This window comes from Saccharothrix longispora (assembly GCF_031455225.1).
GTDB classification, from domain to species: Bacteria; Actinomycetota; Actinomycetes; order Mycobacteriales; family Pseudonocardiaceae; genus Actinosynnema; species Actinosynnema longispora.
This window is the reverse complement of sequence record NZ_JAVDSG010000001.1, coordinates 2,190,792-2,217,283: the sequence shown is the minus strand read 5'-3', so window position 1 is coordinate 2,217,283 and position 26,492 is coordinate 2,190,792. Positions and strand designations below refer to the sequence as shown.

At 72.6% G+C, this 26,492-nt stretch carries 1 protein-coding gene (only partly in view); it reads right to left on the bottom strand.

Translation table 11 applies throughout. The annotated features are described in order from the left end of the window. On the bottom strand, positions 1-26,492 hold the 5' portion of the coding sequence (locus tag J2S66_RS09110) for a WXG100-like domain-containing protein (protein ID WP_310306172.1). 6,508 nt of this gene lie to the left of the window's left edge; the window shows 26,492 of its 33,000 coding nt (coding positions 1-26,492); its start codon is at positions 26,490-26,492; the stop codon falls past the left edge of the window.

Below are 26,492 nucleotides of genomic sequence, written 5' to 3'. Positions count from 1 at the left end.
GACGAGGGGTTCACGAAGGGCTCGGCGATCAGGTCGTCCGGTTCCGGCTCCTTCGCCGGCGCGGTCTTGAAGATCCCGCCTTCGACGGTCAGGGTGCCGTCGTCACCGAGCAGGAGACGTCCCTCCGGCCAGTGCACCATCCTGGAATAGCCGCCCGGCAGCATGGCGTCGCCGAAACCGACCGGTTCCCCGGAGACCCCGTCGAGCGAGGCGAGCACGAACCCCACCTCGCGGTAGTGCCCGGCCGCGTCGCGGACGTCCTGGTCATCGCGCAGGGCAGCGGCGAGGTCGGCCGAGGACAGGGACACCGCTCGGCCGTCGCCTCGCCGCGTCCGGTGGGCACCGGACTCGGACCGGGTGGTGAAGAGCAGCAACGGCGGCCGGCGGGCCGGCCAGGGCGCCTGCTCCTCCCGCTCGTCACCGTCGATCCGGGACCGGTACCGCGACAGGGTCTCCGGCGTGGTGGCGAGGGCCCACCGCCGCACGCGTTCCACCGCCTCGTCGTCGCCGGGCGAGCGCACGACGACCGCGACCACCTTCCCCGCGGCGTCGCGCACCAGTTCCCGTTCGACGTCCCCCGTGCGCGGGCCCGACACCAGCTCGAACCGCGGCGGGCCACCGGCGGCGCCCACCAGCGCGTACACGTCGCGGAAATCGCCCCGCCGGTGCAGCTCCGAGGCGAAGTCGAACCCCACTCCCCCGATCGCCCGCCGGTCGCCGGCGGACTCCCCCACCAGCACCACCGGTCGGTCCGGCACCGCGTCGAGCAGCTCGGCGACGCCCGGGTCCTCCAGCGCGAGCCGGGCGACGTGGTCACCGCTCGCCTCCACCCGACCCGAGTCCACCGTCGGCACGACCGCGTACCCCTCCGCCGACGCCAGCACCAGCCCGACCGGCCGCACCCCGCCCCACGGCCACCCGCCCTCCGACAAGCGGTCGACCACGCCCCCCACAGCAGTCGGGACGTCCTCCGGCGCCGCCAGGCGGAACACCTGCCCTTCCCAGGTCAAGGCCACATCCGCGCGCCGCACCTCCGGACCGGCCGAGAACAACCGCCCGCCCGACGGGAGCAGTGTGGTGTGGCCCACGATCCCGAAGTTCCCGACGACCTCCGGGTGGAACGACGCCCCTCCCGAGTACTGCCACGACGGCCTCATCCCGTCCGCGTTGAGCAGGCGCAGGAGTTCCTCGTTGAGCTCCCGGTTCGCCGGGTCGGCACGGGTCAGCAGGACCGCCGGCCGCCGCGCCCCGTTCACCGCCGGTCGCCGGTAGGCCCGGATCGCGAGCAGCACCGGGGCCAGCTCCGACGCCGACAGCTCGATCAGGCGCCCGTCACGCAACCTGCCCGCGTACCGGTCGCCCTGGCTCTGCAACGACACGGTGAACGGCCGCGCGCGAGTACCGGTGTACGACGACGCCCAATCCACCGGGACCAGGTGGGCATCCTGGTCGACGCCCCTGTTCAAGACGCGGACGACACGCCCGGTGTAGTCGTTGGCCAGTGCCTTCGTCGAGCGGCGCAGGGCCCGGTAATTCGCGGTGTCGGGGAGGAAGGCCACACCGTGCTCACCACCGTGCGCGTCGCGCAGCTTCAGCAGGTGCAGGTCGGTCGGGCGCACCACGGACACCCGCACGAACTTCGCGGCGTTCATGTCCGCCCCGCCCGTGTGGTGCCCGGTTCGCAGCGGAGCGGTGTTGACCAGCACCTCCCGGTACGGCCCGGAGCCCCGCAGCGCCTCCGCGAACTCCCGCGCCACGTCGAGGTGAGCCAAGGAAGCGCCACGGAGGTGGACCACGAGCAGCAGGGGGGCGTGCGGGTCGGCTTCGTTGTACACGTCGGAACGGCCGACCTCGTCCGCGAACGCCGTGCCGTCGTACCGGCGGTCCTCGGTGAAGAACGCCGTGGAATCCGCGTGTGCGAAGACGTGGACGGGGTCGAGCCCGTCGGGGGGTAGCGGCATGCGGCCGAGGAGGTACGGCCACCGCGTGAGGTCGGAGCTGTTCGGCGAGCGCGGGAAGAACAGCACCCCGGGAGTTCGCACCTCCACGTGGTCGGTGCCGGTGACGCCCTCCGGTGCGATGGTCGGGTACCAGGTCTGCCGGGTGATCTCGGCCCAGACCCGCACGTCCTCACCCGCGCGGACCCGCAGGCCCTCCCGCACGGCGCGCGCCACCTGCGGGGCGGGGTCGTGGCTCAGCACCACGCCGGCGACGGGGGTGCCAGCTGCCCGGAGGAGTGGGTTGTCGAGCACGACCTCGGTCGTGGGCCCGGTGCCCAGCAGGACGGCGTCACCGGACCGGTACGGGTCACCCGTGGTCATGCGGAACCACGCGCCGTTCGGCTCCGTGAACACGTGGACGAACCACGGGAGCGCTTCCTGGTCCGCCCACGGCTTGGGCACCTGCACGTGGTGCTTGGTGGAGCCGCCCTTCAAGGCTGGTTCCACGACGGTGCGGGTGTGGTGGGCAGCGGTGACCTCACGCCGCCAGTAGACCTCCGCCCGCGCGGCGTCGAAGCTGCGGCCCGGGAACGACTGGCCGGCGGACCGGCCGGTGGCCGGATCGGTGAGCGGGTGGGTGACCACGTCGGCGGGCCGGATGGCCGGGGGCTCGACGGTGGCGAAACCGCCGCCGTCCAGCCGCAGCCGCCCGTCGGGCTCGAACCGCAGCACGCCCTCCGGGTGGTGGACGCGGCGGTGGTAGCCCCCCGGCGCGAGGGCCTCGGCGAACGCCACCGCGTCCACCCCACCGGCGTCCAACGACGCGAGCAGCAGCGGAACGTGCGACTCGATCCCCGCCACGTCGCGGAACAGCAGGTCGTCGCGCAGCACCGCGCCCAGATTCCGCAGCGGCAGCCGCAGGGAGGTGCCGTCGACGTGCAGCCCTCGAATCGCGTTCCCGAACGTGCGCTTCGTGAAGAACAGCATGACCGGCGTGGTGTCGTGCGGCCACGGCGAGTGCTGCTCGGTGCCGTCGGTGGTGCGCAGGAAGTGTGACAGCGTCTCGGGCGTGACCCCGGCGGCCCAGCTCCGCAGGTCCTGGTAGGTCTGCTCGTCGCCCTCCGACCGCACCAGCAGCCCGACCACCTTGCCGTCCGCACCGCGCAGGAGACCCATCCGGAGGTCGCCCGCCCGCAACATCGACACCAGCTCGAACCGCGAACCCGGCCCCGCCGACACCCCCTCCGGCCCCACGACCACGTCACCGGCCACCGCGTACACGTCCCGGAAGTCGCCCTCCGACCGCAACACCCCCGCGAAGTCGAAACCGAACCCACCGATGCCCCGCCGCGAACCCGAATCCGACCCCACCAGCACCACCGGACCCGACCGCGACCTCAACGCCGCCCGAAAACCCTCATCCTCCATCAGGGAGCGGGCGAACGACGCGCCGTCGAACTCCGCCGGCCGATCGTCGAGCCCGAACACCGTGCCGTACCGCTCGGTCGTCGGCAACGCCACCACCACCGGCTCCCGCGAACCCCACGGCCCCACCACCCTCGCCCCACCCAACAACGCGGCCACCACCCCCGCGTGCCGGACGTGCACCCCCTCCGGCACGGAGAACGCGAACACCCCACCGACCGCCGTGTGGCGGGCATGGCCCGTCACCGACAGCGCTCCCTGCGAGAGTCCCGCCGGGTCGGCGATCCGCAGCACATCGGATCGGGACTCGTGCTGGGCCAGCATGCCGTGGTACCGGTGAACCTGCCGGACACCGTCGCGCTCCACCAGGACGCGCAGCAGTTCCTCGTCCAGCGCGCCGTCACCATCGCCCAGGGTGAGCAGCACCATCGGCCGACGCGCCGGACCACCCGCCAACGCCCGGAAGTGCCGATGCGCCAACAACAGATCGGCCATCCCGGCGGGGGTGAGCTCCACCGAACCGACACCCGGCACGGTCACCACATACCCACCACGATCCGCGTGCAGGAACACCAGGAACGGCCGCGCACGACCACCGTCCGCGGCCCCCGCCCAGGGCACCACCAACTCCGTGGAGTTCCCGTCCGGATCGAGCACCTGCAACAGGCGCAACGAATGATCGCTGAGATTCTTGGCGAACCTCTCCAGGTCGAACCCGGCCGCCACCGACTCGGGGAGGAGCGATACGACGAACCCGTCACCGTCGACCGCGGTGTCCCACGACGGCCACGACAACACGTCGGCCGGCCTCGGGGAGGTACCGGCGGGTGGACCACCGTCGGGCTCGGCCGGGTCGTCGTCCGCCAGCACGACCGCGTCGTCGGACGGCTCGAACTCCTGCCCCTCCACCAGGGTCTCCACCCGGCCGTCACGCCACAACCGCGTCCTACCGGGAAGTACCTCCACCCCACCCCGGTGCCCCAACTCCCGAGCCCACCCCCGCAACCCCTCCACATCCCCGACATCACACGCCAGCAGCACCAACGTCGAATCCGCCGGCACCACGCGCGAGGTCAACACCAACCGCAGGAACGCCCGCCCGTCCAACACCACCTCACCACCCGAGCGCAACGGCACCCGGAACCCACCCACACCGTGATGCACCACCACCGAGAACCGACCCGGCACACCAGACGCCCCACCCAGCGCGTCCACCGCCACACCGGCCTCACCACCCGACAGGAACGCCACCCCCACCCGCGCACCCGACACATCGGTCAACGACACCGAAGCCACGTCCTCCCACCGGACGCCACCCGACTCCTCGGACCAGCCCTCATGGCCGGTGTCGCTGTCGCTGTCGCTCCCGGTGTCAGGGTCGTCGCTGTCCGATGACGAGTCGTCGGACTCGTCATCGGACTCGCCCGACGACTCCCCGAAGTCGATGAAATCGATGTCGCTGTCGCTGTCGCTGTCGAACTGATCGGTGTCCGAACCACCGCTGGTGGACTCGTCGTCGGACGAGTCGTCGAACGGCTTCCCCGGCAGCGGGACCCGCCGGAAACGTCCTCCGCGCTGAACGTCGATCCGGGAGTACGACCTTGTCAACATCAATCTTTCGGTCGCCGCGTGCAGCACCACCCGGGCACCTTCGGATTCTTCGAAAGCCTCGCGGATGTAGGACGTCACCGAGGGCCGGTCCTTCACGGAAGCACCGGCGAGGCACATGATCGCCACCTTCTCCTCCCCCGGCGAGTGCGACCTGGAGAGGTAGATCCGGTTCTTCGTCAACACGTGTCCCGCCTGCTGCCCGGACAGCGAGACCTTGTCCCCGAACGAGTGAGGAAGGCCGGTGCGCATGTTGGCCTTGACCGTCTCCGGCGATCCGTGCATCTGGATGAACCACGGCGGCACCGTCGATCCCACCCACTTCATCCGGCGTTTGAAGAATTCCCTGTTAACGCCCTCAGCGGGGATCTCGGACTCCACCTCCTTGTAGTAGTGCCGATTACCCCTCTGGATTTGGGACTCGAACGTCGCGAAGGCACTGACCTGAAAGAGGAACGTATCGGGGAATACCTGCCCCTCCACACGCCCGGACACGGGGTTCACCAGGGGGAAGCTGACCAAGTCATCGGGGCCCGGCTCTACTGCCGGCACGGTCCCGAAGTCCCCGCCTTCGATCACCAGGGTGCCTGCGTCACCGATCAGGAGACGTTGCTGCGGCCAGTGCACGCTCCTGGCGTAACCACCCGGCAGCATGGCGTCGCGGAACCCGGTCGGGTCCCCCGGGATTCCGTCGAACGAGGCGAGCACGAACCCCACTTCGCGCTTGCGCTCGGCCGCGTCGCGGATCTCCTCGTCGTCGCGCAGGGCCGCGGCGAGCTCCGCCGACGACAGGCTCACCGCCCGGCCGTCACGGCGCAGGACCAGGTGGCCCCCCGAGTCGGACGAGGTTGTGAAGAAGAACAAGGGCGGCGGGCCGCCGAACCAGGGCGACTCCTTTCGCTTGCGGGCGCCAGGCCGGCTGCGGTACCGCGACAGGGTCTTCGCCGTGGTGGCGAGGGCCCACCGCCGCACGCGTTCCACCGCCTCGTCGTCGCCGGGCGAGCGCACGACGACCGCGACCACCTTCCCCGCGGCGTCGCGCACCAGTTCCCGTTCGACGTCCCCCGTGCGCGGGCCCGACACCAGCTCGAACCGCGGCGGGCCACCGGCGGCGCCCACCAGCGCGTACACGTCGCGGAAATCGCCCCGCCGGTGCAGCTCCGAGGCGAAGTCGAACCCCACTCCCCCGATCGCCCGCCGGTCGCCGGCGGACTCCCCCACCAGCACCACCGGTCGGTCCGGCACCGCGTCGAGCAGCTCGGCGACGCCCGGGTCCTCCAGCGCGAGCCGGGCGACGTGGTCACCGCTCGCCTCCACCCGACCCGAGTCCACCGTCGGCACGACCGCGTACCCCTCCGCCGACGCCAGCACCAGCCCGACCGGCCGCACCCCGCCCCACGGCCACCCGCCCTCCGACAGGCGTTCCGCCACGTCCCGCACACCGGTGGGAACGTCCTCCGGTTCCGCCAAGCGGAACACATCGACGGACGACACCAGCACCACGTCCGCGCGCCGTACCTCCGGACCGGCCGAGAACAGCCGACCGTCGGCTGGGAGCAGCGCGAGATCCCCCACGCTCCCGAGTTTCGCCACGTGTTCCGGCTTGAACCGCACGAGCCCCGAGTACTGCCACGACGGCCTCGACTGGACCGCGTTGAGCAGGCGCAGGAGTTCCTCGTTGAGCTCCCGGTTCGCCGGGTGGGCCCGGGTGAGCAGGACCAGTGGCCGCCGCGCCCCGCCCGCCGCCGGCCGCCGGTAGGCCCGGAGCACGGCAAGTACCGATGCCATCTCCGACGTGGACAGGTCGATCAGGCGCCCGTCACGCAACCTGCCCACGTACCGGTCGCCCTGGCTCTGCAGCAACACGTCGAACGGTCGCGCGCGAGTCCCCGTGTAGGACGACGCCCACTCCGCCGGGCTCCACTGGAAGGCGGTCTCCGTCATGTGCACCACTGCGCGCCTGGCGTAGTCGTGGGTGAGCGTCCTCGTCGAGCGGCGCAGTGCCGGGTAGTTCTCGGTGTCGGGGAGGAAGGCCACACCGTGCTCGTCGCCGCGGAGGTCGCGCAGCTTCAGCAGGTGCAGGTCGGTCGGGCGCACCACGGACACCCGGACGAACCGCGCCCCGCTCATGTTCGCGCCGCCCGCACGCCCGCTGACTCGCAGCGGAGCGGTGTTGACCAGCACCTCCCGGTACGGTCCACGGCCCCGCAACGCCTTCGCGAACTCCCGCGCCACGTCCAAGTGGTCCTCGGAAGGCTCCCGCAGGGGGACCACCAGCAGCAGCGGCGCGTGCGGGTCGGCCTCGCGGTACTCGTCCGAACGCGCGACCAGGTCCGCGAGCTCCTCGCCGTCGTGCTCCTCTCCCTTGACGAGGAACGTTTCGTCACTCACGTGCGCGAAGACGTGGATCGGGTCGAGACCGTCGGGAGGCAGCGGCATGTGGGAGGCGAGGTCCCGCCACCGCGCGAGCTGGGAGTGGTTCGACGAGCGCGGGAAGAACACCTTCTTGGGCGGCCGCACCTCCGCGTAGTAGGTGCCGGTGAGGCGCTCCGGCGCGATGGTCGTGTACCAGTTCCGCTCGGTGATCTCGGCCCAGACCGGCACGTCACCCGCACGTGCTCGCAACCCCGCCCGCACGGCGTGCGCCACCTTCGGGGCGGGATCGCCCATCAGCACCACCCCGCCGGAGGGGACCCCGGCTGTCCGGACCACGGGGTTGTCGAGCACGGCCTCGACCGCGAGCCCGGCGTCCAGCAGGACGGCGTCACCGGACCGGTACGGGTCACCCGTGACCATGTGGAACCACGCGCCGTTCGCGTCCGTCGACACGTGGACGAACCGCGGAGGCGTGTCCCGGTCCGCCCACGGCTTGGCCACCTCCGCCCGGTTCTCGACGACCCCGCCCCTCGGGTCGAGTACCAGGGTGGTCCGGGTGTGGTTGGCGGCGGCTTCACGCCGCCAGGAGGTCTCCGCCGCCGCGGCGTCGAAGTTCCCGAACGGGAACGACTGGCCGATCAGGTGACCGGTGCCCGGGTGGGTGATCGGGTGGTTCACCACGTCCTCGGGCCGGATGGCCGGGGGCTCGACGGTGGCGAAACCGCCGCCGTCCAGCCGCAGCCGCCCGTCGGGCTCGAACCGCAGCACGCCCTCCGGGTGGTGGACGCGGCGGTGGTAGCCACCCGGCGCGAGGGCCTCGGCGAACGCCACCGCGTCCACCCCACCGGCATCGAGCGACGCCAGCAGCAACGGCACCTTCGACGTGATTCCCGCCGAGTCGCGGAACTCGGGCTCGTCGCGCAGCGCCTCGGCCACCCCGGCCGAGGACACCGTCATCCGCTCACCGTCGGCACGCAGTGCCGGGTGAGCGTTGGACGACCCCCTGACGAACACGGGCACCGGTGGCGCACCCTCGGCCCACGGCGTCGGCAACTCCGCGCCGTCCTCGACGCGCACGAAGGTCGACAAAGTCCCGGGCGTGACCTCGGCCGACCACCCCAACAGCTCTTGGTAGACCTCCTCGTCGCCCTCCGACCGCACCAGCAGCCCGACCACCTCGCCGTCCGCACCGGGCAGGGCACCGAGCCGGAGGTCACCGGCGCGCAGCGTCGACACCACGAACCCGGCGTCATCGACGGACGCGGTGTCACCGACCTCGATCGGATCGTCGTCCGCGAGCACGATCGCGTCGTCGGACGGCTCCGGCTCCACGCCCTCAGGCAGGGTCTCCACCCGACCGTCACGCCACAACCGCGTCCTGCCCGCCGACACCTCCACCTCACCCCGGTGCCCGAACTCCCGAGCCAGGCCCCGCAACCCCTCCACATCCCCGACATCACACGCCAACAACACCAGCGTCGAATCCGCAGGCACCGCACCCGCCGTCAACACCAACCGCAGGAACGCACGCCCGCCCAGCACCACCCCACCACCCGAGCGCAACGGCACCCGGAACCCGTCCTCGCCGTGATGCACCACCACCGAGAACCGACCCGGCTCCCCCACCCCGGCACGCAGCGCATCCACCGCCACACCAGCCTCACCACCCGACAAGAACGCCACACCCACCCGCACACCCGAGGAGTCGACCAACGGGACGGACTCCACGTCCTCCCACCGGACGCCACCGGACTCCTCGGACAAGCCCTCATGGCCGGTGTCGCTGTCCGGCCGGTCCTGCCCGACCGGTGCTGTTCCGGCCCCCTCGTACGCGGGTGGTTCCCCCCGCTCGTACGGGGGCGGCGGCGGCCCTGCCAACCCGTAGGAGGGCAGCACCTCGACGTACGTGCCACCGGCGAGGGCCAGTCGGCCACTACCCGGGATCAGGTGTACCGCGCTGTCAGCGGCCCAGACGGGCACCAGGCCACCCCGCCGCGCTTCGAGTTCGGCGCGCACGTGGTCCGCCGGCCCGAACAGGATGTCGTCGGGGGATGCCGCGAAGAACCCGTGGCGCAGCGCCAACCCTCCGGCGATGTCGTGCCCCGATTCCCGGTGGACGTCGCCGTCCAGCACCAGGTTCGCGAAGACACGGCCGTCCACCCGAACGACATCGCCGATCAGGTCCGGGTCGCCGGTGGCCAGGCCGACCAGCATGCCGCCTTGGTCTCCGGTCACGTCGACCAACCACGCTTCCCGACCGGCCCACGGCAGGTCGAGCTCCTCCTGGGGCCCGCCGGGTTCCGGAGTAACGCGGATGTACCGGGTGGTCCCCTCCCCGATCTCGCGCGCTCTCCGAGCGGCCAGTTCCACGGCGCTGAGCCCGTGAACCGAGAAGGAGCTGAGCCCGTGGACCGGGAAGAACTGGCCGTTCGGCCGATCGGTGCCGGGCACCAGGTGCGGGTGGGTCACCACGTCCCCAGGCCGGAGCGCGCGGGGCTCGACCGTCCCGAAACCCTTGCCCTCCAGTCGCAGCCGCCCCTCGGGCGTGAACCGCAGCACGCCCTCCGGGTGGTGGACGCGGCGGTGGTAGCCACCCGGCGCGAGGGCCTCGGCGAACGCCACCGCGTCCACCCCACCGGGGTCCACCGACGCCAGCAGCAGCGGCACGTCCGGGTCGGTTCCCGCTCCGGTCCTGAACCCCGGGTCGTCGCGCAGCGCCTCGGCCAACTCCGCCGCGGACAGCGTCATCCGCTCACCGTCGACACGCAGCGCCGGGTGCCCGTCGGTCGTCCCCCTGACGAACACCGGCACCGGCGGCGCGCCATCGGCCCACGGCGTCGACAGCTCGGCACCGTCCTCCACCCGCACGAAGGTCGACAACGCCTCGGGCGTGGTGCGGGTGGCCCAGACCAACAGGTTTTGATAGACCTCCTCGTCACCCTCGGACCGCACCAGGAACCCCCTCACCCGCCCGAGCGCATCATGCAGGGGGCTCACGTTCAGGTCACCCGACCGCAGCGTCGACACCAGCTCGAACCGTGCCCCCGGAGCCGCCGCGACCCCCTCCGGCCCCACGACCACGTCACCGTCCACCGCGTACACGTCCCGGAAGTCACCCTCCGACCGCAACACCTCCGCGAAGTCGAAACCGAACCCGCCGATGCCCCGCCACGAACCCGAATCCGACCCCACCAGCACCACCGGACCCGAACGCGACCTCAACGCCGCCCGGAAACCCCCGTCCGCCAGCAGGTCACGAGCCGCCTCGTCACCGTCGAGTTCCACCGCCCGGTCGTCGAGGCCGAACACGACGCCGTACCGCTCGGTGGTCGGCAACGCCACCACCACCGGCTCACGCGAACCCCACGGCCCCACCACCCGCGCCACGGACCGCAACGCCGCCACCACCTCCGCGTGGCCTCCCGCGTCCATGCCCTCCGGCACGGAGAACGCGAACACCCCACCGACCGCGGTGTGGGCGAGCTGCACCAGCGGCAAGGGCTGCGGCACCAGCAAGCTCTCGACGTCCTGGCCCTGCAGGACGTGGGAGTCCCAGTCGAGCGGAAGCGGGCCCCCGTAGATGAAACGCCGACGCGGTCCGTCGAGGCGCGTGAGGGCCGCGCGCAGCGCGGCATCCCTGAACCGGACGGGGGCACCGACGATGATCAGGACCATCGGCCGGCGCACCGGCCCACCCGCCAACGCCTGGAAGTGCCGGTGCCCCACGATCAGCTCGGCCAGCTCCTCCGGCGACAGCTCCTGCGGGACACCACGAGGACCTGCCACGAGGTACCGGTGGTCTCTCCACGCCCTCACGAACACCAGGAACGGCCGGGCGCGGTCACCACGGGTGGCAGCGGCCCACGCCGCCGGCACGTCACGGGTCCACCCGTCCTCGTCGACCACTTGCAGGGAGCGCAGGGAGTGGTCCGTGAAGCCGCGGGCGAAGGTATCCAGGATCATCGCACGCGTCTCACCCGGTATGAACGACACGGCGAAGCCGCCGCCTCCCACAGTCGCCAAGGGCTGCACCACCACATCGGCCATGCGCAGGCGGGAGACGGTCTCCGAGGGGACCTCGGTGAGGTCCACCGGTTCGGCCGTCTCCAGCGGCTCGGTGGTCACCGTCACCTCGCGGTAGGGCCCGTCCCCGCGCAACACCTGCGCGAACAGCTCACCCCGTGCCCGCCCGTCGTCCGGCTCACCCTCCCAGTCCTGCACCAGGACCACCGCGGCCTCCGGATCGGCATGGCGGTAAGCCGAGGACGCGGCCACCTCGGCCGCCAACCGGGTTCCGTCGTCAGCCACACCCCGAACCAGGAAGGCCCCATCCCGCACCGGTACCTGAACGAGCACGATCCGCTCGTCGGGCGGGACGACCAACGACTCGCGCAGAGCACGCAACCGCGCCTCGTGCCCCGCCCCGGCGGGGAAGGCGATCCCGGGCAGGTCGCCGTCGAACTCGACCACGCCGGCACCCGCCGCCACGACCGCACCGTCATCCACCGGCTCCCCGTCGGACGGCGCGGCGACCACTTGGTGGACCGGCGGCGACCCGGCCCGCTCGTGCCGGGGCGTGCTCTCGTCCTCGTCCGACACGTCCACGATCCGGTCGGACCGCCCCCGTGCCGCGGCCTCCGCTTCCCGGATGCGGCGCTCGTCCTCCGCGTCCAAGCCCCCCACACCGCGCAACACCCGCAGGAGGTCGTTCCCCTCCAACACCACCCGGTCACCGGATCGCGTCGTCACCGCCATGCCGCCGCCGACGCGATCCGTCAACAACACAGGCTGAACCAGCCGCGACCCCACCCCCTCACCGGGCCACGAACCACCGGAGACCACCACACCCACCGCCCGGCCCAGGTGATCCTCCACCGGGACGAACCGCTCCACACCCGACGACCCCGAAGCGACGGAACCCACCTCGAGCGGGACAGCACCCCCACCGGACGCCGGCATGACCGCACCGTCGTCCACCGGCACGATCCGGTGGTCCTCCGACGGCACGACCGGGTCGTCGTCCGACAGCACGACCACGTCCGGCGATTGTGGCGAACTCGGTGCCGACTGCAGGTACCGCACGCCGCTCCGCGACAGCTGCGTCCAGCCGACTGGCATGGTGAACCTGCCTCGGTGCCTGAACTCCCGCACCAGTGACACGATCTCCTGGGTGTCCTGCACATCGCAGGTCAACAGCATCACGTTCGCACGCGATGGCGCCACGCCCGACACCAGCAGCAGCCGCATGAACGCGCGGTTGTCCAACCGCACCTCTCCGCCGGAGCGCAACGGCACCCGGAACCCCCGTCGACCGTGGTGCACCGCAACGACGAACCGGCCGGTCTCAACGGGCAACCGTCGCAGCGCGGACACCGCCACTTCGGCCTCACGGCCGGTCAGGAACGCCACACCGAACAACTGGCCCGCGGTGTCGGTCAGCGGCACGTGCTCGGTGTGCTCCATCAGGAGCCCGGCGGCGGCCGGGTGCACGGGGGCGGCAAGCACGTCGGCGAGGGACGACTCGTACGCGGGGGGCAGCGCACCCCCACCAGGCACGTCGACGAGAGACGACTCGTACGCGGGGGGCAGCGCACCCCCACCAGGCACGTCGACGAGAGACGACTCGTACGCGGGGGGCAGCGGCTCCGGCGGCCGGTGCAGGAGCGGCACCTCGACGAACCTGCCGTTCGTGACGGTCGCGAGCCGGAGGTTCCGGTTCAGCTGCCGGATACCGGTCATCGTCCAGACGCGGGTACCGGTACCCGTCCGTTCCTCGACCTCGGCGCGGACGTCGACCGCAAAGCCGATCACGGTCGTGTCCGGCAAAGGCGCGTTCACCACGACGGCGGGATCGGGGACGAGGACCAGGCCGGCGGCCAGGTCGTGCCCCGATTCCCGATAGGTTTCGCTGTCGAGCACGAAGCGGGTCAGTGTCCTGCCGTCCAAGCGGACGATGTCGCCGGCCATGTCCGGGACGCTGGTCGCCATGCGCACCAACGCGCCTCGTGAATCCAGGGACGTTTCGACGATCCAGGGCGGTGCGGGTTGATCGGCCCAAGGAAGGCGGATCGTCTCCGTTCGCAAGAGCCGGTTTTCGCCGTCCCGGACCAGCCGGACGTAATCCGTCGCTTCGTACACGAGTTCCCGCCGCCGGCGGAAGGACACCAACGCGTCCTGCCCGCCGTTGACCGAGAGGAACTGGCCGACCGGCCGGCCGTCGGTGACTCCGAGGTGCGGGTGGATCACCACGTCGGCAGCCGTCAGCTCGCGCGGTTCCACCGTCCGGAAACCCTCGCCGCCGAGCACCAGCTCCCCGTCGGGCCGAATCCGCAGTCCGCCGAGGACGTGGTGAACCCGCCGGTGGTAGCCGCCCGGCACGAGTGCCCGCGCGAACGACTCGACGTCGAGATCGCGGACGTCGGGACCGCTGTCCAAGGACGCCAGCAGCAGCGGCACGTCCGGGTCGATTCCCGCCGCCGCGCGGAACTTGCCGTCATTGCGCAACCGGACGGCCAGGGAGACCGCATACCCGGACGAGTCGTACACCGGTCCGGTGAACACCGGCAACGGCGTGCGTCCAGCCGTCCACGGTGAGTCCACCTCGTACCCGTCGAGGGTCCGGAAGTTCATCAGCGACCGGGGCTCGGTCGCCCACCGCAGCAGGTCCCGGTAGCGCTGTTCGTCGTTCGGTTCCCGCACGAGGACGCCGCGCACCCGACCATCGGGACCGGTCAGAGGACTCACGCGCGCGACAGGCTCCGACATCTGCCTGAACCAGCCACCCGACTCCACCGAGATGGATCCCGACGTGACCAGCAGACCCCCCGTCGGGGCGTACACCGGGTTGGAGAACCCCTTCTCGCGCAAGGTCGCGGCGAATGCGAAAGCGAACCCACCGGGACCGTCCAGCGCGCCCGCGTGCTCCCCGACCAGCACGACCGGGCGGATCTGGGACTTCAGGTCCTTGCGGAACCGCTCGTCCTCGAGCATGAGGTGAGCCAGGGTGACACCATCGACTTCCACCGGCCGCCGGTCGCCGGCGAAGACGACACCGTGCTGCTCGGCGGTGGGCAGTGCGACCACGACGGGCCGGGACGACGGTCTCCACGACCCCCTCACGTCCGCTCCGCCCGCCAACGCGGCGGCGACGTCCCGGTAGCGGAAACCGGGGAACTCCTGCTGAGGAACGAAGTACACCGACCCCTGCTTGACGAACCCGATCCCCTCCTCCAGCTCGAGTTCGGGGTCCCGGAGCTCATCGCTGCTCCGGAGCTCCAGGAAGGGGTGTTCCGCCCGGACGGGCATCGGCCCCGAGTACCGGTAGCGCAGCCGCAGCCCGTCGAGGCGGGCCAACTCCCGGGACAGCTCCCGGACCAACGCCGGATCCCCGTCACCGACGATGACCAGGACCATCGGTCGGCGCGTCGGGCCACCTGCCAGTGCTCGGAAGTCGGGGTCCGCCACCAGCACCTCGGCCATGAGCCGCGGTGACAGGGGCAGGTGCTGGTCGTGGGACGTCCGGACTACGAACCCGCGCCTTCCGCTGTTGAGGAACACCAGGAACGGCCGGGCGCGATCGCCCCGGGTAGCGGCCCTCCACGGGGTGGAGAGGTAGACGACCTTCCCGTTCGTCCCGACGATCTTCGCCAGGCGCAGCGTCTGGTCCGTCGCGATGGCGCCGAACCTGGTCATGAGCACCGTGCGGTCGTCCTCGACGAGGAACGACACGCCGAGATCACCGATCCCGGCGTTCCGCAGCAGTTGCGGCACCGGAACGGCCAGCCGTGTCCGGGAAGCGTCGACCAGCTTCAGGCGATCCAGGTCGAAGCCTCGCGGGCCGATGAGGCTCGGCAGCTGGGCGGTGTTGGTGGTCACGACGCGGTGCGGCACGCCGCCCAGGGCCTCGGCGAACGCATCCGCCCGTATCGTGGAGCCCCTGAACGACGCGTCCCCGTCCTGGATCAGGATCACCTCGGCATCGGCCGGGGCGTTGCGGTAGGTGGCGCTCCACGCCACCTCGTCGGCCAACCGCGCGCCGTCGGCGGGCTCACCCCGCACGAGGAAGCTGCCGTCGCGCACCGTCACGTACACGAAGACCCGTGGCGCGGACGACTGGACGCGCAGCTTCTCGTGAACCCGCTGCAGGCGGGTCAGGGCCCGGCGGCCGCCCGGGAAGAAGATGACCGATCCGACCTCGGAGTCCTCCTCGTGGGGGTCGGTCGGCCCCAGCACCACCGCGTCATCGGAAGGAGCGGGCTCGACACCCGGCGGCAGCACTTCCACCCCACCGGTCCGCGACAAGCGCACCTTCGTCGGGAACGCCTCGATCCCGCCGCGGTGCCCCAGCTCACGGCCCCAGCCGCGCAACGCCTCGACGTCGCGCACCTCGCACGCCAGCAGCACGATCTGCTCGTCCCGCGGCACCACACCCATCGTCAACAACAGCCGCAGGAACGCCTGGTCCCCCAGCACCACCTCACCACCGGACCGCGGCACCCGGAATCCGGCCTCGCCGTGGTGCACCGCCACCGCGAACCGGCCGGGCCCCAGGGGTGTCCTGCCCAGCACGTCCACCGCCACATCGGCCTCATGCCCGGTGAGGAACGCCATGCCCACCGACTCACCCTGGGCACCGATCAGCGGCACGTGCTGGAGGTCGTCCAGCGATTCCACCGGGACGTACAGCGGAGGCGGTCCCGCCTCGTACCGGGGCAAGTGCGGGGTCGGTCCCCATATCTCGAACCGCCCGTCCCTCTCGGCCGAAACGACCGGGTTGACCTGACTCAGGTCAAAGGTCGAGCGCGGGAACGGCTTGGTGTTGGTGACCACGGCAACGGAGGCACCCTCACCGCGCAACGCCGCGGCGAACACCGTCGCCCGCCGCTCGTAGTCGTCGGGCGACCCGTCCCCGTCCTGCATCAGGAATACCCGACCGTCGAAATGGTCGCGGTAAGTGGCGGTCGCCGCCACTTCGGCGGCCAACCGGGTGCCGTCGTCGAGCGCTCCTCGCACCAAGAAGTCGTCGCCGCGCACCGGCACAAACACGAAGATCGGCTTCGCGCGCCGACTGACACCTACTCCGGACAAGGATAGTTGCAGCCTGGCGCCGATCTGCCGGAGGTGGAACCAGTTGCGCCAGTCGCTCGGGAAAGCGATGGCCGGGCAGTCGAACATCCGGAGGGACGAGAAGTCGAGAGTCCGGCCGTCCTCGGCCAGCGGGACGGTCGGGAAGTAGCGGTCGCGGAAGGTCATGTCAGTGACGGTGTACTCGCGGGGGTCGGTAGACCCCAGCACCACCGCGTCATCGGAAGGAGCGGGCTCGGCACCCGGCGGCAGCACTTCCAGCCCACCGGTCCGCGACAGGCGCACCTTCGTCGGGAACGCCTCGATGCCGCCGCGGTGCCCCAGCTCACGGCCCCAGCCGCGCAGCGCCTCGACGTCGCGCACCTCGCACGCCAGCAGCGTGAGCTTCCGGTCCTGCGGCACCACGTCCGAAGCCAGCAGCAGCCGCAGGAACGCGGCTTCCTTGAGGACCGCCTCGCCGCCGGACCTCAACGGCACGCGGAACCCGTCGTCACCGTGGTGCACCGCCACGGAGAACCGGCCGGCGCCGCGGTCGCGCATCACGTCCGCCGCCACCTCGGCCTCGGTGCCGGTCAGGAAGGCCACACCGACCCCACGACCGGCGGAGTCGGTCAACGGGACGTGCCGGACGTCGTCCAGGGTCAACGGGGGGCGGGTGTTGTAGCCGGCAATCTCCCGATCCACCGCCGCCTTGGCCCGCCACCACTTCCGCTTCGCGGTTCCCGCCGCGACCTGCGCGGTGCGCAGCGCGCTCTTCGCCGCGGCGACCCGGCCGTGCGGCGCGCGCCCGTCCTGGTGGGCGTCGAGTTCCCGGCGCGCGGCCGCCGCCGCGGCCTCGGCGGCGGCGAGGCGGACCTGTGCCGCGGTCGATGCCTGGCGGGCGTCCTCGGCGCGGGAGCGGGACTCGGCTGCCTCGGTGAACCGCTCGCGCGCGGCATTCAGCTCCGCGTTCAGGCCGCCCACCACGGCCTGCTGTCGCCGGAGGTCCGCCTGCAGGTTGGCCAACTCCTGGTCGTGCACGGCCCGGAGGACCTCGTCCTCCGCCTGCCCGAGCACCTCCTGCGTGGCGCGTACCTGCTGCTGAATGGCGGTGTACCGCTGCCCCTCGGTGTACTCCCGCGCCACCAGGTCGGCCACTGCGGCCCTCGCCGCGACGACCTCCTCGGGCGAGGTCACCTCCACGAGGCGCTCGGCCTCGGCACGCACCGCCACCTCGGCGCGTCCCCTCTCGACCTCCGCCTCGGCCGCGGTCAGGGCGTCGGTCCGCTCCACGGCCATCACCAGGTCCTGCACGTGGTGCCGCGCCTTCTCGACCTCGACCTCGGCCTCGCGCCACGCCTTCGCGGCTCCGTCCACCGCGTCCTGGGCGGCGGCCAGGTCGCCGTCGACGGGCTTGCCCAGCACCGCCTCCGCGTCGGCCACCGGCATCCGCAGGCCCACCGAACCCGGGACGGCCAGGTCGTAGACCCCGACGCGGCCTTCCCCCAGGTCGGCGACGACCCGGTACTCCACGTCGAACGCCACCACCCCGGTGCGGTCGATCACCAGCCGGTCGGCGTGCCGGAAGTTCTCCTTCCCCCCGGTGACGACGTCCACGGCCTCCGACACGTGCCGGGCGTCCATGCCGTTGGTGACGAAGTTGACCGAGTTCGGCCCGTCGAGGCTGCCGTCGGCGTGGCGCTCCACGTGGTTGAAGGTGCCGGCGCCCAGGCCGCCGGACAGCTCCCTCGCCTGCACGCGCACCGATGTGGTGTCGTCGCTCGTCGTGCCCACCGACAGGTCGTAGTCGAACGCCCCGTCGCTGAGGGAGCCGAGCCTGGGGTTGACCAGCTTGGCGTGCACCTTCAGCGAGGCCCGGTCGGCCCACCCCACCGACGACTCGTGCAGGTCCGGGACCTCCAGCACCCCACCCCGGGCCATGCCGGGCAGGGCGGCCTGCACCTGCTCGGGGCTCAACGCGGACAGCAGGGTGTTCAACGCGCCGGTGCCCTTGCCCGTCAAGCCCGCCAGCTCGTGGGAGCGCAGGGCGGACAGCAGCGCCCCCGCGGACCCGAGACCGCCGTCGGTGCTCCGGGCCGCCTGGCGCAGCGCGGCGACGGCGGCCCCCCGGAGGTCGAGCACGCCGACCTCTTCCTCGACGGTGGCGGCCTTCGGGATAGGGGTGGCGCCGGCGCGCCACGCGGCCACGTTCCCCAGCCGCGCCTCCTCGGCGGACCGGAGGTGGGCCTCGGCCCGGTAGGGCTCTTCCGGGCGTGGCACGGTGGTGAGCACGTCGGCTTGTCGGCGCAGGCGCAGCTCCACCGGGTCCCCGATCACCCGGGCGATGTCCTCGTTCCCCTTCTGCACGACGAGTTCGAACCGGATCGGCAGCTCGTAGAGGGCCATCGGGCCACTCATGCCGCGCACGACGAGGACGGTGTCGGTGGTCCCCGCGGACCAGTTGACGACCTGTGTGCGGGCGGTACCGGCGGTGGGCATCACACCGACGGTGTTGGCCGGGTCGCCGCCTTGGGGATCGGTGGCGTGGGCACCGGGGGCGCGCAGGATCGCGTTCCAGCCGCTGGCCCGTGCCGTGCCGTCGACGTGGCGCCGCAGGCCGACGATCGCGTGCTCGATGTTCGCGCCGTCGTTCACGACGCCGTCGAAGCGCGGTTCGTCGACGAGGCTCGCCTTGAGCGTCACCTGGTAGACGTCCTTGCCCACGCCCTTGCCGGGCTTGTGCAGCAGGAGCGGCACGCCGCCGTCGAGCGCACCGTCGATGAGCGCCTTCGTGCTGGTCGGCGTGGTGAAGTCGGCCAGGCGTCGGAGGTTGTTCATGAGGTCGTCGAGGACGGAGTCCGGCAGCAGCCCGTGCCCGGACGAGGTGTCCGCGTTCCCGCGCACCTGGTCGACCAGGTTCCACACCGCCGCCGACAGGTCGGCGTCGCGCCCCGGCTCCAGCAGTCCCGTCGCCAGTGTCGCGGGACGGCCGGGCACCAGGAGCCGCGGCGGGTGGAGCGTCTCCGGCGTCCGCGGGGCCGGCTCCCGCTGGACCGACTCCTCCTCGGCCGACTCCCGCTGGACCGACTCGTCCGCCTCCAGGATCGGCTCCAACGCCGATCCGACGTCGGGCAGCACACCCATCCGGATCGCGGTCGCCTCGTCGACCCGCACGAACACGGCGCCGGGCAGCGCGACGGCCACGCCGGCCATCCCGATCGCGGCCGCGTGGAGGGTGTTCTCCTTCCGGCTCTCGGCGACGACGCTCACCAGGGCGTCCATCTGCACCAGCACGGTGCGGGAGTTCTCGTCCGTCACCCGGTTGCGGTCGACCAGTCCGACGAGCACGCGGGTGTCGGACTTCGACCGCAGCCGCGGCATCCACCGGAGCAGGACGTTGAGGCCGCCCAGCCCCTTCGGGGAGGCCGCGTTGCGGCGCGCGGTGCCGCCCAGGTTGACGATCCAGTCCAGGGCGCGGACGACGGACCTCCCACCGACCGCGTAGGAACCGCCGGTGGCCGAGTTCTCCGAGGACGTGGTGTCCGCCACGCTCACGCGGCGCGGGTTGGACAGGTCCATCACCATGCCGACCGCACCGACCCGGTCGGTCACCCCGCGGTTGTAGCGCAGCTCGCCGGCCATGACGCCGGTGTGGACCCACTGGTGCATGGTGGTCTTGAGGGCCGTCGGGCTGAGGAGCCGGTCCAGCTGGTGGCGTGCTTCGCTGCCGGGCGCGGTCAGCGACGCGTCGCCGCCCGACGCCCGGGTCAGCGCCTCGACGACGGCCTCGCCCAGCGCCTCGGTGTGCGCCACGGCCTCCACGTGCACCCACTCGTGGTGCGGACGTGCCGAGCCCGGGTTGAGGAGCGAGGCGACGCCCCCGGCCGGGGACAGCGGCACCGTGCTGGGCTTGCCGGGGCGGAATCGCTCCGGGTCCGCCTCGACGGTCGCCCCCTCGCCCATCCACAGCCGAACCGGGCCGCGGATCAGCGGCAGCACGTCGGGGTCGTCCCGTTCAGCCGGGTCCAGCGACCGCGCGAGGTCGACCGTGCGCGCCACCACCAGCGGCTCCGGCAGCTCCCGGAACGGCGTTCCGGGAGCCAGCCACCGCCACCACGAGCGGGGGCGGCTGTAGGAGGTGATCTCGACGTCGAACTCGACGTCGTGCTCGAAGAGGTGCGCGCCGGGGCTGCCGATGTCCAGGGAGCTGGCCTCGACGACGGGACCGCCGGCGGCCCTGGTCGTCGTGCCGAAGTGCAGCCGCACCGCGCTCTGGAACAGCCCGACGACGTTGGCGACGGACCGCCACAGGCCGCCGACCCGCCCTTCCAGGCCGATGTTCCACATCTTCGCGGTGGTGGTGGAGCTGCCCAGCCTGGGGCTCGCGGCCGTGTAGTGGCGGATGTGGTGCTTCTCGACCTCGCCCCGGTGGGTGCCGGGCCCCAGCTTCGCCTTGACCACGACGGAGACGTGCTGGTCGCTGAACCAGCCGCGCCGTGTGAGCCGGACCCTGACGCCGTTGCCGAGCAGCTCCTCCATGCTGCCGCGCAGCGCCGTCGGCGAGAGCTTCGTGGTCAGCTCGCGCAGGTTGCCCAGCTGCTCGGCCACGTCGGCGGCGTTCCCGCGGACCTTGCCGGGGCGCACGCCGTCGAGGTTCCAGTCAGGCAGGAACCGCTCGAACCCGGGCAGCTTCTTCAGCGCGGCCTCCACCTGCGGCTGCACGTCGTCCGCCGGGGTGAACGCGCCGACCCGGAGGGTGCCCGCGGCCAGGCCGTCGGTGAGGTGCGCCAGTGCGGAGCGCGTGCCCGCGGTGCCCTCCTTGACGAGGCCTGCGGACGTGGTCGTCGGCAGGCCCAGGTCTGCGGCCTCGCCCATGCCCACCCGCAGGTAGGTCGTCACGGGGATCGTGGTGTCCGGTCCGGTGGAGGCGCGCACCAGCACGTCGGTCGTGATCTTGTAGAGGCCGACGTCCCGCTTGATCTCCAGGCCGCTGCGCAGCATGGTGCCGCTGCCAGCGGACGACCTCTCGGCCGTCCGCGCGGAGTAGCCGCCGGTGACGCCGACACCGATGAGCACCGGCGTCGGCAGACCCACACCGCCGCCGACCGCGAGCCGGGCGTCGAACCCGCCGGCGATCGACGCGCTGACCCCGCTGCCGCTGACCAGCTGTCCCCGGTTGCGCAGCCGCCACGCCTCGTCGGTGCCGACCAGCTCCGCGTCGCGCAGCACGGCCTTCATGCGTACGACGGCCGAGTGGGCGCCGTGCGCGCTGACCAGGTCCGGGGAGGTGACCCAGCCGTTGAGCATCGGGACGAGCTGGTCCCGGATGCCGGTGGGCGACAGGAACTCGCGGAGCGTGGTGCGACCGGCGGCGCCGATCGCGGTCACCGACGGGTGCAGCCTGGCCGCGACGTCGGCGAAGGACGTGTCGGTGTCGAGGTCGGTGACGGCCTCGGGGAACGGGTGCTCCAGCTTCGCGCCCCAGCCGGGGTCCTCCGGCGTGACCGGTCCCGAGCGGGTGCCGGAATCGATGGCCCTGGTCAGGTCGTCGGGGATGCCGAGGGTGACGTCCACCCCGTCGCCGGACACCTCGGCGCTCCCCTTCCCGCGCCCGAGGTCGTCCTTCAGCACCACGGTGTAGCGGACGGGCACGGTGATCCGCCCGGAAGGCCCCGACCGGATCATGGTCTGGTCGGTGACCGAGTCCCCGGTGTTGGTGTAGGTGTGGGGGTGCGCGCGCGGCGTCCTCCCGATCGCCATCGCGTACGCGCCGACGCCCTGGCTGGCCATCGCCGCGATCGCGAGGTCCCCGGCGGAGGCGCTGTCGGTGACGGTGCCCGAGGAGACGACGGTGTTGACCCGCAGGTCGAGCAGGGCCGCGCCATCGGGCCGGAAGATGGGGATCTCCCCGGCCGGGAACTGCGGCGTGGCGGTGACGCGCGCCTCGTACCACCTGTTGCCGACCCGCACCTGGAAGGTCCGGCCGGTACCCAGCAGCGACTCGAACTCCTCCTCCAGGGCGCGCTCGACCTTCTCGACGCCCTCGGGCCGCACGCCGTCGGGTTTCGGGAGCATCACGCCCAGGGCCGCGAGCACCCGTTCCCTGCCGTTCGCGGAGGCGGCGGCCGAGGCCACGCCGAGCGCCTGGCCGCTGCGGAGGTAGTCGGGCAGGGAGTCCGCGGACAGGGTTCGCGGCGACTCCTGCCCGTCGTCCTCGGCGGGGATCTCCTCTGCCGGTGCGGGGTCCTCGCTCCGGGACGCGGTGTCACCGGCGGTCCGCCCGCCCTCGGACGCCGTCTCGTAGTCGCCGCTGCCCTCGGACGCCGTCTCGTAGCCGGCGGTGTCCTCCGCCGGTGCCGCCGGGGCGTCCGGGAGCGGAACCGCGTGAGCACCGGCCTGGGGACCGTCGACCGGTGCGGAGGGGAAACCGGCGTCCTTCTCACCGGACTCGTCCGGCTCGACGTGTGAGGGGCCGGCCGCGGTGTGCGGGAGCGCCGCTGGTCGGCTCCCTCCCGGCAGCCCGGTGCGGCGCCGGGTGCCGAACCTCGTCGCCAACGTCCGGGACAGTTCCCGGGCGGCCTCCTCCGTACCCGTGTGGAGCGCGTGCGCCACGACGGTGGTGATCTCGTCGAGCAACTGCCGCCGGCGCGCCTCGTCCGGTGTGGGCGTCCCGATGACGAGCGGCGCGTGGTGGTGCTCGCTGACGATCGTCGCCGCGGTGTTCATCAGCTTCCTGTGCTGCGACGGCGTCAGCTTCTCCAGGCGCGCGCCGATCACCGCGTCGTCCGCGCGCGCCGGGGATTCCGGCGTCCCCGAGTCGAGGGTCGGGGTCTGCGCCTGCGGTTGTCGCCCGGAGTCGTCGGCCAGGTCACTCCTCTCGTCCGACTGGCCGGACGGGTCGATGCGCAGGTCCCTGGCGATCACCTGGGCGTGGGCGAGCCCGTGCCCGTCGTCGTGCCCCTCCGCCAGGTGCACCGCGACCACCTCGACGAGGTCGTCACGCGCAGTCGTGTCCAGACCGGGGATGGTGGACACGATCCTCGCGGCCCGATCCGTGACGGACTTCCGGATCGCGGGGTCGACCCCCGCCAACGTCCGTGAGGACTCCGCCGCATCCAGCCGCAACGCCGTCTTCGTCCACCTCGGGCCACCACCGTCCGTCGCGGGCGCACGACCCGCCTGGGACGGGCCCCACCCCGCGGAATTCGACGCGGAGGACAACGGCGCCGGAGAGCTGTCACCTGTTCCGGCACCGGCCACCACCGGCTCGGACCGCGCGCCTTCCTCCGACGGGGCGAGCACCGACTCCCCCGACGCCACGTCCGGCCCGACGGGCGACTCCGACCTCACCGTAGGCCCGACGTCCTCCGCGTCCGACAGGTCGACGGCGACCGGCGCTTCAACGGGCTCCACCCGCGAAGCCCCTCGGAGGTCGTGGACGAGCGACCGCGCGAAGTCCGCGGCGGCCTGGCCGCCGTGCTCCTGCACCAAGTGCAGGGCGACGACCGCGGTGAGATCGTCTTCCACGGCCTGTTCCAACCCCGGGATCGCGGACACGACCTCCACGGCGCCCTTGATGGCGTCCTCCACCACAGCGGCGTCGTACGCCCCCAACTCCCGCACCGACTCCGCCGCGTCCAGCCGCAACGCGGATTCCGTCCACCGGTGACGTCCGGGGGCGGGAGGCGGCGTGCGCTCCCCTGCCGTCGAGGCGGGGGTGGTGGCGTGCGAGGGCGGGCCCTGCACGACCGCGGGCTGCGTCGGTCCGGTCGAGGCCGGGTTCGGGGCGGGGGGCGCGGAGTGCGGGAGAGGCAGTGGTGCGGCCTGCGTCGGCGGGACCGGGGAGGCGGTCGTCTCCGCGCCGGGGTGGTCCGCGGTTCCGCCTCGACCGGTCGGGTCGGCCGGGGGGAGGATGCCGAGGTCCCTGGCGACCGCGTGCGCGAACTCCCCACCCGCCTGGTCACCGCGTCCCTCGGCCAGGTGGGCGGCGACCACCGTGACGAGGCTGTCGTTCACCGCGGGGTCGTCCACCGGGATCGCGGACACGATCACCGTCGCCCTGTCCAGGAACGCGTCGCGCGCAGGGGGGTCGAAGGCGTCCAGCAGGTACCGCGATTCGAGCGCGTCCTGCCGCACCAGTTCGGCGGTCCACTTCGGCCCCTGGGTCGCGGCCGGGGTCGTGCCGCCCTGCTGCGGCGGGGTGTGGGCCGCCGGTTGTGCCGTCGCGATCGGCGTCTGCTCCACCGGGAGCGGGGACGACGTGCCGTCCGCTGCCGGCCGCGCGGTGTACCCGTCCTGCCGCTGCGGTGAACCGGTCGTGCCGGTCGGGTCGCCCTGGCCGGGCGGGACCTGCGCGCCCTGGTCGGCGGGCGGTGTCGTGGCGCCGTTCTCCGGCACGCCGGTGTGGTCCCCCTGCGGGAAGGGGGTCGTGCGGAGAGCCGGTCCCGTCGCCGCCTCGTCCGAGGTCGCCTGCTGCGCACCGGCCGGCCCGACCTGCGGGTCCCGCTGGTCGGCTCCGAGTGGCGGCAGCACGTCCTCGGAAGGGCCCGTGACGGGCGGCAGCGGGGTGCCGGGGCCCTGGAGGACCTGGTCGGACGCACCGGGAGGTGCGAGCGGGGCGGTCAGGTCCTGGGGACCGGGCGCCCCGCCGGTGCCGACAGCGGCCGGGTCGTGGGGACGCTGTGTCGTGGTGGGCGGGGTGCCGTCCTGCGACGGGGCGGCGCCCGGTTGCGGTGTCGTGCCCTGCGCTCCCGGGGGTGGGGTGTCCAGCCTGGTCTGACCGCCCAGGAAGCCCGCGACGAGCGCGGCGGCCCCCACCGTGCCCACCGCCGCGCCGGCGCCGGTGCCGATGACCTGCCCCAACTCCCGGGTGGGGTCGTTGCCGACGCCGGTGCCCGCGATCGGCGCGTCCGCCGAGTGGTCCCCGGTCTGCGCCGGCGGCTCGTCACCGGGCTGCGGGGCCCCCGGCTGGTCTTCCGGCTGTCCCCCCGTGACCTCGTCCGCCGCCCCGTCGACCGGCGGAGCGTCGACCGGGCCCTCCGGTGCCCCGGTGCTCGGCTCCTGCGGCTGCTCGCCGACACTGTCGCCGAAGGCCTCGTCGGAGATCTCGGGAGGCTGCTCCACCAGCACGGTGCCGGTGTTCGGTCCTTCCTCGGGAACACCGGTGCCGGTCTCCGGGCCGCCGACGTCCTCGACCTCCATCCCCGACGTGTCCGGTCCTTCGACGTCGATGCCGGCCAGGTCGTCGCCGCCGAACTGGTTGTCGATGAAGGTCTGCGTCGTCCCGGTGAACGCGCCGCCGACGACACCGGTCCACACGTCGCCCAGGCTCTGGCCCAGCGCGAGTCCCATGCCGACGCCGACGATGCCCTCGGCGCCGCCCTCCACCCCGCCGTGGACGAACGGGTTCTCCGAGAGCTTGGGGTTGAGCTTGCCGATCACCTGGTGCGCGCCGCCGATCAGGCCACCGGCCACCGCGCCGCCGATGGCGGACAGCAGGGTGTTCATGGCGTCCCACTGTTCGCGGTTGCGCTCGATGAACTGGATGAGCTGCGCGAGGGCGTCCTGGAGGACCTCCTGGACAGCCTCCTGGAGCGCTTCGGCGAGGATGCGCGCGGCCCAGTGCAGGCGTTGCAGCAGCCGGGTCATGGCCATCCGGCCGGCGGTGATGATGGAGGGCAGCAGCGGTGCGGTGAAGGGACTGGCCATCGACCAGGCGATGGCCTGGGCGAAGAACGACAGCTCGATGACGATGGAGTACTCGGTGTGCTCGACCTGGAGGGCCAGCTGGTGCAGCGACTGGGACTGGGCCTGGGCGGCCGTGGTCAACTTGGGGATGACCCCGTCGAATTTCCCCACGTAGGCGCGGAAGGCCCGGCCCGTCGCGCCGCCCACGGCGTTCTCGACGTGCCCGCCCAACCCGTTCAGCTGCCCGTCCAGGCCCTGCAGCTGCCGCGCGGCCTCGACCCACGAGGACGCCAACGCGTAGGCCGCCTGCGAGTCGATCTCCGGGATCTTCTGGCCGGCGAGCAGGATCGCCCAGACGTTGCCGCCGTTGGACGGGTCGAGGTGAACGGGCAA